Raw genomic sequence first — 16,240 nt, forward strand, 5'->3', positions numbered from 1 at the left:
CAGGGCAACCGGCCCCGCAAGCACTACGTCCAGGAGGACATCAAGTGGCGAAGGCGAAGTTCGAGCGGACCAAGCCGCACGTGAACATCGGCACCATCGGTCACGTCGACCACGGCAAGACCACCCTGACGGCTGCCATCACCAAGGTTCTGGCCGAGAAGTACCCGGACCTGAACGAGGCCTCGGCCTTCGATCAGATCGACAAGGCGCCGGAGGAGAAGGCTCGTGGTATCACGATCAACATCTCCCACGTCGAGTACCAGACGGAGAAGCGTCACTACGCTCACGTCGATGCGCCGGGTCACGCCGACTACATCAAGAACATGATCACCGGTGCCGCCCAGATGGACGGCGCGATCCTGGTCGTGGCCGCCACCGACGGCCCGATGCCCCAGACGCGTGAGCACGTGCTGCTCGCCCGCCAGGTCGGCGTGCCCTACATCCTTGTCGCCCTGAACAAGTGCGACATGGTCGACGACGAGGAGATCCTCGAGCTCGTCGAGATGGAGGTCCGCGAGCTGCTGGGTTCGCAGGAGTTCGACGAGGACGCCCCCGTCGTCCGCGTGTCGGGCTACCAGGCCCTGCAGGGCGATGCCAAGTGGACCGAGTCGATCCTCGAGCTCATGAACGCGGTCGACGAGTCGATCCCGGATCCCGAGCGTGAGACCGACAAGCCCTTCCTCATGCCCGTCGAGGACGTCTTCACGATCACCGGTCGTGGCACCGTCGTCACCGGTCGTGTCGAGCGCGGCATCGTCAACGTCAACGAGGAGGTCGAGATCGTCGGCATCCGCGAGAAGTCGACGAAGACCACCGTCACCGGCATCGAGATGTTCCGCAAGCTGCTCGACTCGGGCCAGGCGGGCGACAACGTCGGCCTGCTGGTCCGTGGCCTCAAGCGCGAGGACGTCGAGCGCGGCCAGGTCGTCGTGAAGCCCGGCACCACCACTCCCCACACGGAGTTCGAGGGCCAGGCGTACATCCTGTCGAAGGACGAGGGCGGCCGCCACACCCCGTTCTTCAACAACTACCGTCCGCAGTTCTACTTCCGTACGACGGACGTGACCGGCGTCGTGACCCTCCCCGAGGGCACCGAGATGGTCATGCCCGGCGACAACACCGAGATGAGCGTCAAGCTCATCCAGCCGGTCGCCATGGACGAGGGCCTGCGCTTCGCGATCCGCGAGGGTGGCCGCACCGTCGGTGCCGGCCGCGTCACCAAGATCATCGCCTGATCTAGGTAGTCAACGCTGAAACGGCGTCCCTCCCTTCGGGGAGGGGCGCCGTTTTCGCATGTCCGGACGGTTTCTTGGGTGCGGTTCCCCGGGCCCGACGGTGCGCCGTCACCCGCCGCAGCCACCTCCGCCGCAGCTGCTGCTGGACGACGAGGACGAGCCGCAGCTGCTGCCCGACGAGCAGCTGCTGAAGGACGAGCCCGACGAGCAGCTGGACCCCGATCCCGTGCCGCCGCCGATCGTGAACGCGGGGGTCATGGCGGCCGCCTGCGCGGCTGCGGGCGCGGCGGCGAGGACCGGGTCGAACAGCATCAGCGAGGCGACGCCGAACAGGGCCGCGCCGTACGCCGCCGCCGGGGGGCCGTACGTGCGCATCGAGGGCTGCAGCCGCGGATGCAGGTGGGCGTTGCGCTGCCGGGCCGCCTCGAGCTCACGGCGGCCGGCGGCGGTGCGCCGACGCGTGCGGAACGCGAAGTACAGGAACAGCCCGCCCATCGCGAGCATCGCGAGGACCAGGAATCCGACCGGCCTGCCGTGGGCCATCCCGGCGCCGAGGCGGGCGAATCCGAGGACGATCACCGGTAGGAGCAGCAGCGCGGACCCCGCGGTGCTGGGGTGCCGGCGCAGCAGGCCGTCGCGCACGAGGGCGGAGCGCAGCTGCCGCAGCGGCGTCTGAAGGTCCCTCACCAGGGACGTCGACCCGCTCGCGATGCGCTCTCCGACCGACCGGACGAACCAGTCCAGGGTGGCGCGATCCTCCCGGGTGATGGACCGGACCGGTGTGCCGTTCTCGTCGATCACCCCGGCGACGCGCAACTGGGCGATCGCCGCGAGGACCGCGTTCCCGTCGGAGACGAGCATCCCGACCTCGACCGGGCTGAGCACGGCCATCCGGCGACCGCGATCGCCGGTAGCGCCCCGCGTGATGAGCGCGGCACCCACGGAGAAGAAGCACAGGACGAGGTAGAGGAAGAGGAAGTCCCCGCTCGCGATGCCCCAGGTCTCGCCCGCGGCCAGGTAGTGCGTCATCGTGATCCACCCCTCTCGTCGATGCCCTCAGACTGGCGGTGAATCGGCGATCGCGCTACTGCGGGAAGGGGTTCGAGGCCGATCCGTGACCGATCCCACGGTCGGCTCTCAGGTGGTGGCGGGGCGACGCGGGCGGGTCAGAGCGCGTCCACGACCTCCAGGATCGCCGACGGCTCGGTGCGGGTCGTGTAATCGGGGTGCACGTCGATCCAGCGGATGGTGCCTCCGGCGTCGACGACGAGCACCGTCGGATAGGGGAGGCGGGTGGTGCCGTCGGCGTTGGCCGCGGTCACGTCGAGACCGAGTTCCAGCTGGGCCGCGCGGGCGTCGTCGGAAGGTGCGGTGACGATGCCGAGTGCATCGGCGATCGCCAGGCCCGGGTCGGACAGCACCGCGAAGGTGAGCTCGTTCTTCTCGGCGGCCGACAGCGAACCGTCGGGCTTCTGCGGACTGATCGCGACGAGCTCGACGCCCCGTGCGGCGAGGGCCGGCGCGAGTTCGGCCTGGTAGGTGTGCAGGGTGAGGTTGCAGTAGGGGCACCACGCGCCGCGGTAGAAGACGATCACGGCCGGCCTGCCCCCGAGCACCGCGCGCAGCGTGGTGGGGGTGCCGTACGGGTCGAGGACGGCACTGTCGGGCAGCGGGGTGCCGGGGCTCGCGACGCCGGTGGGGGCGGTCCCGGACAGGGAGCGCTGTTCGGCGGCGAAGATCTCGGCGGGCCCGCCCGCGGCGGCGGCCCGCGACTTCTGGGCGGTCAGTGCATCGTCCAAGGTGCTCATGCCTCCACGGTAGGCAGCCCGACGGTACCCCGCCCGCCCCGCGGCCGGGACGTCAGCGAATCGTCACGCGGACGACGTCGATCGGCGATAATCGTCGGCACGTGGGGCGCTGCCCCACCCGATGGAGGTGAGTGGACGATGTCGAAGCTGATGAGGGCGATGGCGGCGGGGATCGCGGCGCTGGGGGCCGCGACGCTGGTCCAGGCCCCGGCCCACGCGGACGGACGGCTCGATCAGGGCCGGTTCCTGGTGGTCACGAGCAACATGCACGACTTCGTCAAGCCCTTCGGGAACCGCACCACCGACGCGCAGATGCTCCGGTTCGGGTACCAGGCCTGTGCGGCCCTGGACCGCAACCCCGCGAGCACCGTCGCGGCGACGCAGTCGCTGTACCGCCAGGCGGGCAACCCCGAGTGGGAGCGCCAGCAGGTGGTGTTCTACGCCGCGCAGTACCTGTGCAACCGGAACTGGGACCGGTACAAGACCTACCCGTGACGGTGGATCAGCGGGCCAGGTAGCGGGCGAAGGTCCACGCGTACACCGCGGACTCGACATCGTGATAGGCCGCGGAGAGCGTGGCCTCGACGAGCGCGCGCTCGAGCAGGCGGTCGCGGAGCGCGGCACCGTCGGGCGGCCCGCTGCCGGCCGTGAGCACGCGCGGCGACGTGCGGGTCAGGCTGAGAGCGTCGGCGAGGGCGTCCTGGTCGAGGAGGAGCTGGGCGAGCACCTCCTCGGGCACCTGGTGCCCGCCGGACAGGTACCGCCGGGCCTCGGTGCGCGCCTCGTCGACGCCGATCGCGTGCGCCGGGTCGACGGTGACCCGCTCCAGGTCGCGCAGGAGCGCGCGGGTCTGCCGGGCTGCCGCCTCGGGGTTCATCGCCCGGATCTGTTCGACACGGGCGGGGGAGGCGACGACCTCGAACCGGGTGGCGCGCCGCGGCAGGACCGGCCCTGGGTGGCGCTGCCCGACGAGCTTCCAGGGCCCGTTCGGGATGTGATGCGCCCGGCTGGGGTGCGTGGTGGCGACCGCGCGGATCGTGTAGCCGCCCTCTTCGGCGAACTCGATCAGTTGGCGCACGGGATCGTCGACGGTGGCCCACGCCGCCGCGGTGGGGACGTTCCAGAGGACGCGCACGTCGGCCGGCACGACGGTGCCGCGCGGCAGCCATCCGGCGTCCGTGGTGGTGGCCGCGAGGAGTGGCTCGGAGCCGCGGGTGAGGTAGGCGACGGCCCAGTTCAGCCCCGACTCGGGGAGGTGCGGGCCACTGCGCAACGAGCCGAGGATCGATGCGACGACGGCGCGGACCTGTTGGATCTCAGGGGTTTCCGACGCGGGAACGCCGTGTGCCTGCGGGCGGCCGACGGGGATGGGGACGAGCAGCGGAAGGTCGATGAACGCCTCCTCGCGCGACCCGGATGTGCAATGGCAATCCTATCCGATGTCCCGACGGCCGCCGCGGGCACTCGTCGCTATCCGCTCTTGCGGCGGAACTGCTGCTGGTGGCTTTCGGAGCCGTGGGGCGCCTGGCCCTTCGCCGAGCCGTCCAGATGGGCGGAGCCCTTGCGGTTGGCGGCGTTCTTCTTCTCCAGCGCTTCCTTGAACTTGTCGGCGACACCGTCGGCGGTCATGCTGTCTCCTCTCGTCGGGTGACCACCACCCTAATCCGGACGAATCGACGGGGCATCCGGATTACCGGGCCGGCGCGGCGCTACCGTGGGTACATGGGTACGTACGTTGTCACCGGTTCGGCATCCGGAATAGGTGCCGCCACCGCGGATCGCCTGCACGCTGCGGGGCACGGGGTGATCGGCGTCGACCGGGCGGGCGCGGACGTCGAGGCGGACCTCGGGTCGCCGGGCGGACGGTTCGAGGCGGTCGCCCGGATCGGGGAGCTGGTCGGGAGCGGCGCGGTCGACGGTTTCGCCGCCTTCGCCGGGATCGGTCCCGCGGGCGGTCGCCCCGGGTCGTCGCTCGTCGCGGTGAACTACTTCGGCGCCGTCGACCTGCTGGTCGGGCTGCGTCCGCTGCTGGCCCGCTCCGCAGCGGCGTCCGCCGTCCTGGTCAGCTCGAACTCGACCACCACCCAGCCCGGTTGGCCGATGGAGCTGGCGGAGACGTGCCTGCGAGGCGACGAGCACGACGCCTGCGACCTGGCCGACTCGTACGGCGAGTACGGTTCGGTGCTCGCCTATCCCGCGACCAAGGCGGCGCTCGCCTACTTCGTGCGCACGCACGCCGCCGAGTACATCGCCGACGGGATCCGACTCAACGCCATCGCCCCCGGCATGATCGACACCCCCATGACCCGCGACGTCGACCCCGACATCGCCGCCGCGATGAAGGCCTTCCTCGAACTGGTCCCCGCCCGTCGCGCGGGGCGGCCGGAGGAGATCGCCGCGCTCACCGACTTCCTCCTCGGGCCGGACTCGCGCTACGTCGTCGGCTCGGTCATCTTCGCCGACGGTGGCCTCGACGCCCAGCAGCGTCCGCTGGACTGGCCCCGGCCGGCGTCACCGCCGGACCAGGGCTAGTCAGAACCGGATCACCTGGCGGACGGCGGCACCGTCGGCCAGGGAGTCCATGCCCTCGTTGATCTGTTCCAGGGTGATGACGCCGCTGATCAGCTTCTCCACCGGGAGCTTCCCGGCGCGCCACAGCTCGACGTACCGCGGGATGTCGCGCTGTGGCACGGCGGATCCGAGGTAGCTGCCGACGATCGTGCGGGCCTCGGCGGTGAGCACGAGGGGGCTGATCTCGGACCGCGCAGCGGGATTGGGCAGTCCGACGGTGACCGTCCGCCCGCCGACCGCGGTGGCCGCGACCGCGGATTCGAAGGCGCGAGGGTGTCCGGCGGCCTCGATGACGACCGGTGCTCGCACGCCCGCCTCCACCAATTCCGCAGGGGTGTAGGCGGCGTCGGCCCCGAGGGCGCGCACCGCGTCGAGCTTGGCGGGCTGCGCGTCGACGCCGATCACGCGGCCGACGGCACCGTCGGACTTGAGGGACAGGGCGGTGAGGACGGCGGCCATGCCGACCCCACCCAGGCCGATGACGATGACATCATCGCCGCCGGAGGGCATTCCGGCGTTGAGGACCGCGCCGCCGCCGGTGAGCACGGCACAGCCGAGGACCGCGGCGATCTCGGGCGGGACGTCGGCGTCCACGCGGGTCACGGAGCGTGCGTCGACCACGGCGTGCGTGGCGAAGCCGGAGACGCCCAGGTGATGGTGGACCTCGGCGCCGTCGCGGGAGAGCCGCCGGCCGCCGCCGAGCAGCTCGCCGGCGTTGTTCGCGACACTGCCGGGCGTGCACGGAAGCTGGCCGTCGGTACGGCAATTGCCGCACTCGCCGCAGCGGGGGAGGAAGGCCATCACGACGCGGTCGCCGACCGCGACTCCGGAAGTACCCTCGCCCAAGGCTTCCACGATGCCGGCGGCCTCGTGGCCCAGCAGCATGGGCACGGGCCGGACGCGGTTGCCGTCGACCACCGATAGATCGGAGTGGCACAGGCCCGCGGCTTCGATGCGCACGAGCAGCTCACCGTGGCCGGGCGGCGCGAGCTCCAGCTCGCCGACCGAGATCGGCGACGACTGTGCGTACGGACGCGCGCGCCCGATCTCCTCCAGCACGGCTCCGCGGATACGCATCAGTACTCGACCTCCAACTCCGGCGACGTGGGCTTCGCCTGGCACCCCAGAATGTAGCCGTCCTCGGCGTCATCGGGGTCCAGACCGTCGGTCACCGCCATCTCGACGGTGCCCTTCGTCAGCTTGCACAGGCAGGTCGCGCACTCGCCCGACTGACACGAGTAGGGCACGTCGTGGCCGTTGTTGATGAGTACGTCCACCAGCGATTCGCCCTCGGGCCACGGGACCGTGAAGGTCGCTCCCAGGTTGTACACGGTGACCTGCGGCGAGTCCGCCGTGACCGCCACCTCGTGGGGCACGATGTCGGCGAACGCGTCGCCGGTGAGCGAGGCGTAGATCTCCTGGTGCACCTGCTCGCGCGGGGTCCCGATGACCTTGCACGCCTCCTTGCACGCCGCCATGAACTCGTCGCGACCGCACAGGTAGGTGTTGCGCGAGTGGTACGGCGTGAGCAGCGCGGCCAGCATGTCCGCGTCGGGGATACCGCGCTCGGACTCCATCCACCAGACGACGGTCAGCCGTTCGTGCTCGGCCTCCAGGCGGGCGATCTCCGCGCGGAAGATCGTCGCCGCCGGATCGGCGTTGGCGTAGAGCAGCGTGATCGGCTGCGTCCCCGCCGTCAGCGCCGCGGACAGGATCGACATGATCGGCGTGATGCCGCTGCCCGCGGCGAGCAACAGCAGGGGAACGTCGAGGCTCTCCGGGACGAACACGCCCGACGGCGGCAGGACCTCCAGCTCGGAGCCGGTGGTCAGGTTGTCGCACAGCCAGTTCGAGGCGTATCCGTCGACGGTGCGCTTGACCGTGACGCCGGGCCTGCCGGCGTCGAACGGGGAGGTGTACAGGGAGTAGGACCGGGCCACGGACCCCGTCAGCTCCGACGGGACGCGGACCGTCACGAACTGCCCCGGCCGGTAGTCCCACTCGACGTCGAAGACGAAGGACTTCGCGAGCTCCGTCTCATCGATCACCTCGGCGACGGTGACGATCTGGCTGCGGGTCGAATGGGGGGTGAGGCTCATGCGTCCAGGTTATCGGCCCGACGTGTGGCGGATTCTGCCCGCCCAGCGGGCACTATCCGCCACACCGCGCGAGCCAGGCGGCGTGCTCGCGGCCGAGGTCGGTGGACGGGGGGTCGCCGTGGATCCACTCACGGCAGATGCCGTGCCAGTCGGCGGTGGCCTCGAGGCCGCCGATCATGCCGAAGGTGAGCAGCTCCGCCCGTCGGGAGAAGGTGTGCGCGGCAGGTAGGCGCAGCGGGGGATCGGCCTCGGGCGGCGAGGTCGCGACCGCGACGGCCCGCTTGACCTCGGCGGGCGTGATCGTCGCCGGTCCCGGCCGCAGGTGCCACGGCGCCGACAGCCGGAAGTAGCGCAGCAACGTGTCGGCGCCGGGCCCGTCGCCGCGGAGGGCTCCGGCGGCGCGCAGCAGGGCGACGAGGTCGTCGCCGCGGTCGGCGACGGCGGCCCGGAAGCACTCCCGCTCGAACGCTGCCGACTCCGGGCCGAGCGTCTTGTACAGCCCGTAGTCGAGGAAGGCGAGCCGCCCGTCGTCGCAGGCCAGGACGTTGCCGGCGTGCGGGTCGCCGCAGAACTCGCCGTCGCGGAAGACGCCGCCCACGTAGAACCGGTGCAGGATCTCCCCGGCGCGGTCGCGCACCTGGCGCGGCGCCGACTCCAGCGTGCCGAACCGCGCACCGTCGACGAACTCGGTGACCAGGACGCGCGGCCCGGACAGCTCCGGCAGCGGCGCGGGCACCCGGACGAACGGGTGGCCGGCGTACCGTCGGGCCACGCCGAACTGCGCGCGGCACTCGCCCGGGTAGTCGAGCTCGGCGAGGATGGTTTCGCTGATCTCGGCGAGTACGGCCTCGGTCCGGACGGCGGAGGCGCGGCGGCCCCGCCACACGGTGAGCAGCAGAGCGAGGTTCTTGAGGTCGGCGCGGATCGCGCCGTCGACGCCCGGGTACTGAACCTTGATCGCCACCGCGCGACCGTCGGCGGTGATGCCGCGGTGCACCTGGCCGATGGAGGCGGCGGCGATCGGCTCGGGATCGATGTCGGCGAAGGCGCCCCGCGGACAGTCCGCCTCGATCACGGGCAGGACCTCGGAGAACGCGGCGCCCGGCGCGCGATCGGTGAGCGCCGTCAGCTTCTCCTGGAAGGCCGGCAGGGCGTGCTCGGGCACCAGCCCCAGGTCGACGGTGGCCAGCGCCTGCCCGACCTTCATCGCCGCGCCGCGCATCGACCCCAGCACGGCGACGAGGCGGTCCGCGGCGCGCAGCGCGGCCTGCTCCTCGGCGGCGGTGCGCTCCTCGGGGGTCCGTGCGCGGGCCCGGGCGACGGTGCGGTCGACGGCCTGGCGGGCCACGGCTCCGCCCAGCTTCGCGCCCCGTCGTAAGCGGGTGGACGGATCGTCCTGGGTCATGGAATCAGGGTATCGGTCCTACATCGGTGTAGGTTTGCGATGGAACTGACGTTTCGTTCACCGAAAGGGGCGGGCATGGCACACGACGTGATCATCGTCGGGGCGGGATTCGGCGGCATGGGGGCCGCGATCGAGCTGCTGGGTCGCGGCATCGACGATCTCCTGATCCTCGAACGCGAGGACGACCTGGGCGGGACGTGGCACGTCAACCACTACCCGGGGCTCGCGGTGGACATCGCGTCGGTGACCTACTCGTACTCCTTCGAGCCGAACCCGGGCTGGTCGCGGCTCTACGCGCCGGGCTCGGAGCTCAAGGCGTACGCGAGCCGGGTGGCCGACAAGTACGGCCTGCGGCCGCTCATGCGCTTCGGCGTCGACGTGCGGGGCGCCCGGTGGGACGCCCGGGCCGCCGAGTGGGAGGTCACGGTGGTGCGCGAGGGCGGGCTCGAGCAGAAGCTGCGCACCCGCTACCTGATCACCGCCACCGGCTTCCTCAGCCAGCCGAAGCTGCCCGACATCGAGGGCGTCGAGGACTTCGCCGGCACCGTCGTCCACAGCGCGCAGTGGGACGACGACGTGCCGCTCGCCGGTCGGCGGATCGGCGTCATCGGCACCGGCGCGACCGGCGTGCAGCTCGTGCCGGAGCTCGCCAAGGTCGCCGGGCACCTGACGGTGTTCCAGCGCACGCCGATCTGGGTGGTGCCGAAGGTCGACTTCCCGGTGCCCGGCCCCGTCAAGGCGCTGTTCCGGCGGCTGCCGGTCACGCAACGCGCTGCGCGCCTGGCGAACTCGAGTGCGCTCGAGGTGCTCAACACCGTCGGCGTGCTGAACTACCAGTACGGCCACCGTTTCAACGACATCGCCGCGCTGCTGGCCAAGGCGCACATGTTCGCCCAGGTCCGCGACCCGAGGACGCGCGCAGCGCTCACCCCGTCGTACTCCTTCGGCTGCAAGCGGCCCACCTTCTCCAACAGCTACTTCCCGACCTTCTCCCGGCAGAACGTCACGCTCGAGGCCTCGTCGATCAAACGGGTGCTGCCGCACGGTATCGAGATGACGGACGGCACCGTCCACGAGCTGGACGTGCTCGTGCTCGCCACCGGGTTCTCGCTGTGGGAGAAGAACTTCCCTGCGATCGACGTGACCGGCCGGGACGGACGCAACCTCGGTGAGTTCTGGCGCGAGGGACGGTTCCAGGCCTACGAGGGCATGGCCGTGCCGAAGTTCCCCAACTTCTTCAGCCTGCACAGCCCCTACAGCTACACCGGGCTGTCGTACTTCTGGACCATCGAGGCGCAGATGGTGCACCTGCGGCGCGTCTTCGACGAGATCGACCGGCGTTCGGCCCGCACCGTCGAGGTCACCGAGCAGGCCAATGCGCGGTTCCTGGAGACCATGAGCCACCGGCTGGAAAGGTCTGTGTTCCAACGCGGTTCGTGTGCGGGGAGCCGCAGTTACTACTTCGACCCGCACGGCGAGGCCACGCTGCTGCGCCCCAGCTCCGTGATCGGCGCCCGCCGCGACGCCCGGACCTTCCCGATCGAGGACTACGCGTTCAGCTGATCGAGCAGCGCCACGATCGCGTCGGCGGCCCTGGCCGGGGCGCCGGATTTCGCGGGTGCCAGGTCGTGCGCCGCGGCGACCTCGACGATCGTGGTCGGGCCGGTGATGAGCTCGGCGGCCTCGGCCAGCTCCTCCGGCGAGGCGAAGGGATCGCGCTTGCCGTGCACCAGCACCGTCGGGATCTCGATGCCCGGCAGGTGCGCCGTGCGCGCCTTCTCCGGGCGGCCAGGCGGGTGCAGCGGATAGGACAGCAGGACCAGGCCGTCGGGGAGCGCGGCACCGTCGGCGGGCTCGCCGACGGCCATCGACGCCATCCGCCCGCCGTAGCTGTGTCCGCCCCAGAGGACCGGACCGTCGATGTCGAGGAGTCGCACGGTCTCCGCGAAGGAGGCGCGGTCCGCCGTCTGGCCCGACGGTGACGGCGGCCCCTTCGGACGCTGCCTGCGGAACGGGAGGTCGATGCGGACGGTGCGGACGGCGCGCTGCGCGAGTTCCTCGCCGAGCAACCGCAGCATCGCCTGGTCCCGGTCACCGCCGGCGCCGTGGGCCAGAACAAGGGTCGCGCGCGCGGCGGTCCCGGGGCCTTCGGGGTCGTGAATCGAGAGCCAGGTCACCCGCTCAGAGTACGGGCAAGTTAGCGTGCATTCATGACTGATACGAAGCAGGGTCCGCTCGCCGGGCTGAAGGTGGTCGAGTTCGCCGGTCTCGGACCCGCCCCGCACGCGGCGATGCTGCTCGCGGACCAAGGCGCCGACGTGGTGTCCGTGCAGCGTCCGGGGGTCGGTGTGACCGGTCTGACCGGCAAGCCGTCCGGCGTCAAGCGCGGCCGCACCATCGTCGAGGCGGATCTGAAGAATCCCGACGACATCGCCACCATCCTCGACCTCATCGACCGCGCCGATGTCATCGTCGAGGGCTTCCGCCCCGGCGTCATGGAACGCCTCGGCCTCGGGCCGGACGTCGTGCTCGAGCGCAACCCCCGCATCGTCTTCGCCCGGATGACCGGCTGGGGCCAGGACGGCCCCTTCGCGCAGCGCGCCGGCCACGACATGAACTACCTGTCGCTGACGGGGATCCTGCACGCGATCGGCCGCCAGGGCGAGCGCCCGGTGCCGCCGCTCAACCTCGTCGGCGACTTCGCCGGCGGCTCGATGTTCCTGGTCTTCGGCGTCCTCGCCGCGCTCTACGAGCGCAACACCTCGGGCAAGGGGCAGGTCATCGACGTCGCCATGGTCGACGGCGCCTCCCTCATCGGGCAGATGCAGTGGGACTTCCGGGGCCAGGGCATCTGGAGCGACGAGCGTGGGGTCAACACCCTCGACGGCGGCGCGCCCTTTTACGACACCTACGAGACCTCCGACGGCAAGTACGTCTCCGTCGGCGCGATCGAGCCGCAGTTCTTCGCGGAGCTGCTGACCAAGCTGGACCTCAAGCAGGACGACCTGCCCTTCCAGCTCGATCAGGCCCGGTGGCCCGAGCTGCGCGCCGCGATCGGTGCCGCGCTGAAGACGCGCACCCGCGACGAGTGGGCCGAGGTCTTCTTCGACTCCGACGCCTGCGTCGCGCCGATCCTCACCTTCGAGGAGGCGCCGAAGCACCCGCACATGGCGGCGCGCGGCAACCTGCAGGAGGTCGGGGGAGCGATGGCCCCGATGCCCGCGCCGCGGTTCTCCCGTACGCCGGCCGGCACCCCGGCGGCGCCGTCGGCCGAGACCACCGATCCGGCGACGCTCTGGCGCGACTGATCGCCCGGTAGAGCGTCCCGATACCGGCGGAAACGACGGTCGCGCCGCAGCATTCACGGCGCGATCGCAAATCCGGCGGATTCGGGAGGTATGCCCGAAGCCGCCGTCGGGCGGTCGCTAGGATTCGCGCATGTCGATGCAGGCCGGTGAGGAATTCGCCGGATTCCGGGTGGTTCGTCGGTTGGGCGCGGGTGGGATGGGCGAGGTGTACCTCGTCGCGCATCCGCGGTTGCCGCGGCAGGAGGCGCTGAAGATCCTGCCGCAGGACCTGTCGCACGATCAGTCCTACCGGGTCCGGTTCAACCGCGAGGCAGACCTCGCCGCCACGCTGTTCCACCCGAACATCGTCGGCGTCCACGACCGCGGCGAGTCCGAGGGCAAGCTCTGGCTGTCGATGGACTACGTCGCGGGCACGGACCTGGATCAGCTGATCCGCGACCGGCATCCGCGCGGACTGCCGGTCGCGGACGTGGTCTCGGTGATCGCGCAGGTCGCCTCCGCGCTGGACCACGCCCACGGCAAGGGGCTCATCCACCGCGACGTCAAACCGGCCAACGTGCTGCTCGCCGAGTCCGGCGCGGACGCCGGCGGGCGGGTCCTGCTCGCGGACTTCGGGATCGCGCGCCGCATCGATGACGATGCCGGGCTCACCGCGACCAACATGGCCGTCGGCACCGTGACCTACGCCGCGCCGGAACAACTCGCGGACGAGAACGTCGACGGCCGCACGGACCAGTACGCACTCGCGGCGACGGCGCTGACCCTGCTCACCGGTAGGAGTCCGTTCGCGGGCACCACGCCCGGCGCGGTGATCAGCCGCAAGATGCGCGGTGAGGTGCCCCGCGCCGCGGAGACCGATCCGCGTCTGGCACCCCTCGATCGTGCGCTGTCCGCCGCGATGGCCGCGGATCCGGCCCGACGGTTCCGCACCTGCGCCGATTTCGCCCGGGCGCTCGAGACCGCGGCCCGGTCGGTCGGTTCGGGCCCCGCCGCCCGCCCGACGGTGGCCGCTCCCACCCCTGTGCCTCCGCAGACCCCGCCGCCCGCCGCGCCGCACACGCCGCCCCCGTACCAGGGCGGTGCCGGGCCGGTGCGGCCGTCGGCCGCGCCGTTCCCGTCGGGGTCCGGCCCGGCACCCTACGGGTCCCAGCCCTCGTTCCCGGCATTCGCGACGCCGAGTACGCCGGTGCCGACGAAGCTGCCGTGGCAGGCGATCGTCTCCGCGATCGTCCTGATCCTCTGCAGCCTGTTCGGGCTCCTGCTGGGGATCTCCGGATTCGCCGACAAGGAGATCGGGGTGCCGCTGGGGCTGCTGTGGGTGGTCAGCTCGGTCGCGGGCCTGGTGGGCGCGGTCCTCCTGTTCGCCAAGCGGACCCGCACAGCGCTGATCGTCGCGACCGCAGCGGCCGTCATCCTGGGCGCGACGTGCACCGGCCTGATCGCGACCGTCGCCGTCCCGCTCCTCCTGTGGGGCTCGAAGTCCGCCCGGGCCTGGTTCGCGGGCTAGGCCGCCCAGGGCTTTCCCGCGACACTCGGATCTTGTCCGGTCCGGACAGCGTGTCCGAGGTGGACGGAATCCGAGTGCGCCGCTCGGGGCTCACGCGCACGATCGAGACATCTCGTGCCTGCCACGGAGACGGGCCTCGCTGCGGCGTTGACTACCCGACGACCAGCGACGTGCCGCTCGCGCGGAGCGCAGAACCCAGGTCGTAGAAGAGGGAACCGTTGCGGCGCAGCGGACCGTCGAAGGTGGCGGCGCGACTGGCGATGCCGAGCGCGGCGTTGTCGGAGGTGCGGATCAGCGGCCCGCCGCTGTCGCCGACCTGCACGGGGATCGTCGTGGCGATGTACCCGCCGTCGACGCTCACCACGGAACCGCAGCGCCAGCCGGACGAGATGCCCTGGCTGCAGACCTGGTCGCCGGCCCGCGCGGTGCCGACCGTGCTCGGACGGATCCGGCCGCCGGGCGCGGCCTTCGCCAGCTTCGGGTCGAGGGCGAACACGCCCCAGTCGGGGGCGTCCGGCACGACGAACAGATCGGTCTTGGTCAGGCTGGGCGCCGACGAGGCGGTGTTCACGCCGACGATGCGGCCGTCGACCACGACCTGCTGGCCCTGGTCGCCGCAGTGGCCGGCGTAGAGGCCCACCCGCGAACCGTCGGGGCGCTGCCCGATGAACCCGACGGTGCAACCGCGTCCGTCGGCGACGTTCCCGACGAGCTTCGACACCGTGAGCACGGAACTGCCGGGGACGATGGTGGTCACCGGCTCGGCCTGGGCCGAGCCGGGCACGAGCACGGCGACGGTGCCCAGGGCGGCCATCGTGGCGGCCGCCCGACGGGCGACGGACGCGGCCGCGGAGCGGGGCGTGGTCACGGTGGTGCGGCGCATGATTCTCCTCGGGCCGGGCGCAGGACTGTGCGACGGTAGCGTGCCACACACCACACCGCCTGTAAACCGAGTGAACCCTGTTAACTCACGTTGCCAGTGGTGTGTGAGTTGCAGAAATCGGTCACTTCGAGGGCTTGGGTGTGACCCAGGTCGTGATCCGGGCGTGCACCACCTCGGTGCCCTTCTTGTCGCGGACTGCGATGTCGACGGCGACCTCGCGCCCGGTGGTGATCGCCTCCCAGTCGATCTCCTCGGCCAGCGTCGCGGTCGCGACGAGCGAGGACTCGGCCTTGGCGAGGTAGTCCACCGTCATCGACTTCGGCAGCCAGCGGTGGGTGCCCGGCGTGGAGGCCTCCATGACCATGCCCATGCCGACCTCGGCCAGGTTGCACGCAGCGATGGCGTGGAAGGTGCCGATGTGGTTCTGCACGAACCACCACTTGGGGCCGTGGACGACCGCGCGGCCGTACTCGATCTCGGAGATGTACGGGGTGACCGACGCGAAGTACGGGGCCTTGAGCGAGGCGGCGGCCGAGAAGGCCAGCTTGCCGAGCGGCTTGTCGCTCAGCGTGCGCCACATCTTCAACGTGCTGGTGTTCGTCATACCGCTATCTTACCGCGCGGTAAGTTCAAGTGCGAGACGCGACCGGGGGAACCGGGGGTAGCGTGATCGGACACATCAGTGAAGGGGAGATCTATGACCGCGAACGACCCGTACGGCCAGAGCCCGCAGGATCCGCAGAACCCGCAGGGCGGACAGCAGAACGGCGGCCTGCCCGAGTACCCGCAGCAGCCCTACGGCCAGCCCGGCTACCCGCAGCAGCAGCCCTACGGCCAGCAGCCCTACGGCCAGCCGGACTACTCGCAACAGCAGCCCTACGGTCAGTCCGGATACCAGCAGCCGTACGGTCAGCCCGGCTACCCGCAGCAGGGCTTCGGTCAGCCCGGGTTCGGCGGTCCGGTGCCCACGACCCGGCCCGGCACGGTGCTCGCCGCGGCGATCGTGCTCATCGCGTTCGGAGGCCTGTTCGGGCTGTTGTCCCTGATCAGCATCTTCACCTCGTCGGTGAGCGTCGCCGGGCTCGACAACGGCGCCGCCACGGGCATCGTCGTCGGGGTCGGCATCGCCCAGCTCCTCATCTGCTTGTTCGGTGTGGCGGCCGGCGTGCTCCTGCTGCAGCAGCGGACCAAGCGCATCGCGATCATCGCGACCGTCGCCGCCGGGCTGATGATCCTCACCTGCTGGGGTGTCGTCGCCACGATCGCGGTCCCGATCCTGCTGTGGGCGTCGGAGCCCGCGCGCCGCTGGTTCACGGCCTGACGAGTCCGCCTGGCCGATCCTCGGTGCGTGTCGTCGACGACCGCTCGGCGTGTCGCCGCAGACTCGCACCGAGGATCCATGGCTGGCGGCATGGGCCCGGGGC

The 16,240-nt window shown here is 71.3% G+C and carries 17 protein-coding genes; 7 read left to right on the forward strand and 10 right to left on the reverse strand.

The features are described from left to right. Nucleotides 1–44 precede the first annotated feature (44 nt). Nucleotides 45–1,235 (forward strand): elongation factor Tu, encoded by a 1,191-nt coding sequence (tuf, locus tag AXK60_RS17720; RefSeq protein ID WP_068573167.1) that lies wholly within the window; start codon nt 45–47, stop codon nt 1,233–1,235. Between the two features lie 108 nt (nt 1,236–1,343). Here tuf and AXK60_RS17725 read toward each other — a convergent pair whose 3' ends face one another. Next, nucleotides 1,344–2,264: a TIGR04222 domain-containing membrane protein gene (locus tag AXK60_RS17725; protein WP_068573169.1), complete on the reverse strand. Its 921-nt coding sequence runs from the start codon at nt 2,262–2,264 to the stop codon at nt 1,344–1,346. A gap of 137 nt (nt 2,265–2,401) precedes the next feature. Beyond that, nucleotides 2,402–3,043 (reverse strand): peroxiredoxin-like family protein, encoded by a 642-nt coding sequence (locus tag AXK60_RS17730; RefSeq protein ID WP_139058023.1) that lies wholly within the window; start codon nt 3,041–3,043, stop codon nt 2,402–2,404. 138 nt (nt 3,044–3,181) lie between these two features. On the opposite strand from AXK60_RS17730, the gene AXK60_RS17735 reads away from it, so the two are divergent. Next, the gene (locus tag AXK60_RS17735) at nt 3,182–3,538 is read left to right on the forward strand and encodes a DUF732 domain-containing protein (RefSeq protein WP_068573171.1); all 357 of its coding nucleotides are present in this window, start codon (nt 3,182–3,184) and stop codon (nt 3,536–3,538) included. Between the two features lie 7 nt (nt 3,539–3,545). On the opposite strand, the gene AXK60_RS17740 is transcribed toward AXK60_RS17735, so the two are convergent. Both AXK60_RS17740 and AXK60_RS27125 read right to left on the reverse strand, forming a co-directional pair. Then, nucleotides 3,546–4,316 (reverse strand): hypothetical protein, encoded by a 771-nt coding sequence (locus AXK60_RS17740; protein WP_068573173.1) that lies wholly within the window; start codon nt 4,314–4,316, stop codon nt 3,546–3,548. A 197-nt stretch (nt 4,317–4,513) separates the two neighbouring features. Further along, nucleotides 4,514–4,672: a DUF5302 domain-containing protein gene (locus tag AXK60_RS27125; protein WP_175400061.1), complete on the reverse strand. Its 159-nt coding sequence runs from the start codon at nt 4,670–4,672 to the stop codon at nt 4,514–4,516. Between the two features lie 93 nt (nt 4,673–4,765). Here AXK60_RS27125 and AXK60_RS17745 point away from each other — a divergent pair, with 93 nt between their 5' ends. Next, entirely contained in the window at nt 4,766–5,575 is an 810-nt protein-coding gene (locus tag AXK60_RS17745; protein ID WP_068573174.1) for an SDR family oxidoreductase, read from the forward strand. On the opposite strand, the gene AXK60_RS17750 is transcribed toward AXK60_RS17745, so the two are convergent. From AXK60_RS17750 to AXK60_RS17760, 3 genes are read right to left on the reverse strand one after another with little or no spacing between them, the layout of a single operon-like run. Next, complete coding sequence (locus tag AXK60_RS17750; RefSeq protein ID WP_068573176.1) at nt 5,576–6,691, reverse strand: alcohol dehydrogenase catalytic domain-containing protein; 1,116 nt, start codon at nt 6,689–6,691, stop codon at nt 5,576–5,578. Further along, nucleotides 6,691–7,713, reverse strand: a complete 1,023-nt coding sequence (locus AXK60_RS17755; RefSeq protein ID WP_068573178.1) for a ferredoxin--NADP reductase — start codon at nt 7,711–7,713, stop codon at nt 6,691–6,693. Before AXK60_RS17755 ends, AXK60_RS17750 begins: the two co-directional genes overlap by 1 nt. Before the next feature lie 52 nt (nt 7,714–7,765). Next, nucleotides 7,766–9,118, reverse strand: coding sequence for an ABC1 kinase family protein (locus AXK60_RS17760; protein WP_068573180.1), 1,353 nt, complete (start codon nt 9,116–9,118; stop codon nt 7,766–7,768). A 75-nt stretch (nt 9,119–9,193) separates the two neighbouring features. Here AXK60_RS17760 and AXK60_RS17765 point away from each other — a divergent pair, with 75 nt between their 5' ends. Continuing rightward, the gene (locus AXK60_RS17765) at nt 9,194–10,681 is read left to right on the forward strand and encodes a flavin-containing monooxygenase (protein ID WP_068573182.1); all 1,488 of its coding nucleotides are present in this window, start codon (nt 9,194–9,196) and stop codon (nt 10,679–10,681) included. Here AXK60_RS17765 and AXK60_RS17770 read toward each other — a convergent pair. Then, a complete protein-coding gene (locus tag AXK60_RS17770) occupies nt 10,666–11,295 on the reverse strand; it encodes an alpha/beta hydrolase family protein (RefSeq protein ID WP_068573184.1) in 630 nt (209 codons plus the stop codon). The genes AXK60_RS17765 and AXK60_RS17770 overlap by 16 nt on opposite strands. 33 nt (nt 11,296–11,328) lie before the next feature. Between AXK60_RS17770 and AXK60_RS17775 the strand changes: the two genes are divergently transcribed. Together AXK60_RS17775 and AXK60_RS27440 are read left to right on the forward strand one after the other, a co-directional pair. After that, nucleotides 11,329–12,426: a CaiB/BaiF CoA transferase family protein gene (locus AXK60_RS17775; RefSeq protein WP_068573186.1), complete on the forward strand. Its 1,098-nt coding sequence runs from the start codon at nt 11,329–11,331 to the stop codon at nt 12,424–12,426. Nucleotides 12,427–12,556: 130 nt separating this feature from the next. Further along, on the forward strand, nt 12,557–13,933 hold the full coding sequence (locus tag AXK60_RS27440; protein WP_068573188.1) for a serine/threonine-protein kinase: 1,377 nt from the start codon (nt 12,557–12,559) through the stop codon (nt 13,931–13,933). Between the two features lie 151 nt (nt 13,934–14,084). On the opposite strand, the gene AXK60_RS17785 is transcribed toward AXK60_RS27440, so the two are convergent. Both AXK60_RS17785 and AXK60_RS17790 read right to left on the reverse strand, forming a co-directional pair. After that, on the reverse strand, nt 14,085–14,816 hold the full coding sequence (locus tag AXK60_RS17785; RefSeq protein ID WP_068573190.1) for a chymotrypsin family serine protease: 732 nt from the start codon (nt 14,814–14,816) through the stop codon (nt 14,085–14,087). Between the two features lie 121 nt (nt 14,817–14,937). Then, nucleotides 14,938–15,420, reverse strand: coding sequence for a hotdog fold domain-containing protein (locus AXK60_RS17790; protein ID WP_068573191.1), 483 nt, complete (start codon nt 15,418–15,420; stop codon nt 14,938–14,940). Nucleotides 15,421–15,513: 93 nt separating this feature from the next. Between AXK60_RS17790 and AXK60_RS17795 the strand changes: the two genes are divergently transcribed. Continuing rightward, on the forward strand, nt 15,514–16,137 hold the full coding sequence (locus AXK60_RS17795; protein ID WP_068573193.1) for a hypothetical protein: 624 nt from the start codon (nt 15,514–15,516) through the stop codon (nt 16,135–16,137). Nucleotides 16,138–16,240 lie beyond the last annotated feature (103 nt).

Origin of the sequence: Tsukamurella pseudospumae, from assembly GCF_001575195.1 — a bacterium.
Taxonomy (GTDB): domain Bacteria; phylum Actinomycetota; class Actinomycetes; order Mycobacteriales; family Mycobacteriaceae; genus Tsukamurella; species Tsukamurella pseudospumae.